The organism is Psychrobacter sp. A3, assembly GCF_028823565.1.
GTDB lineage: Bacteria > Pseudomonadota > Gammaproteobacteria > Pseudomonadales > Moraxellaceae > Psychrobacter > Psychrobacter celer.
This window is the reverse complement of sequence record NZ_JAPEHS010000193.1, coordinates 1-510: the sequence shown is the minus strand read 5'-3', so window position 1 is coordinate 510 and position 510 is coordinate 1. Positions and strand designations below refer to the sequence as shown.

The following is a 510-nucleotide window of genomic DNA, read 5'->3' as shown; positions in this document are numbered from 1 at the left end:
CATAAATGGTGCGAATAATGCCGTCTTTGGTCAACGCGTCATCATCTTCCATAAATACCAGTGAAGTGGTCAGGCGCACGATATCGCGCGGGGTAAAATGCTCCCCTGCGGTCTCGTTCGAGCTTTCAGCAAAGCGGCGAATCAGCTCCTCAAACACAAAACCCATTTCATGGTTAGAGATCGCCTCAGGGCTAAGATCCGTAGTGGCAAACATCCGCACCACTTTATATAGCAGGTTGGCATCAGCCAATTGACCGACAAACTCTTCAAATTTAAAGTGCTCAAATATTTCCCGCGCGTCCTTAGAGAAGGATTGCACGTAAGTGTTTAGGTTATCCTTAATATCGCTTTGACCCATTTTGCTCAGATCCATCGGCGAGGTATTGTAAAACGGTCGCTTGCTGGCACGTATCAAGAACTTCTCTTGCGCTTCCTCTGGCAGACCCATATCAGCGATACGCTGGTTTTCTGCAACGACAGCGGCTTTGGTCTCTTCTAGTACGCACTCTA

Annotated in this window: 1 protein-coding gene; it reads right to left on the bottom strand. The window is 48.0% G+C overall.

The features are described 5' to 3' along the window. A partial coding sequence (locus NK638_RS12450) for a type I restriction-modification system subunit M N-terminal domain-containing protein (RefSeq protein ID WP_274633251.1) occupies positions 1-510 on the bottom strand: 510 nt, incomplete at both ends.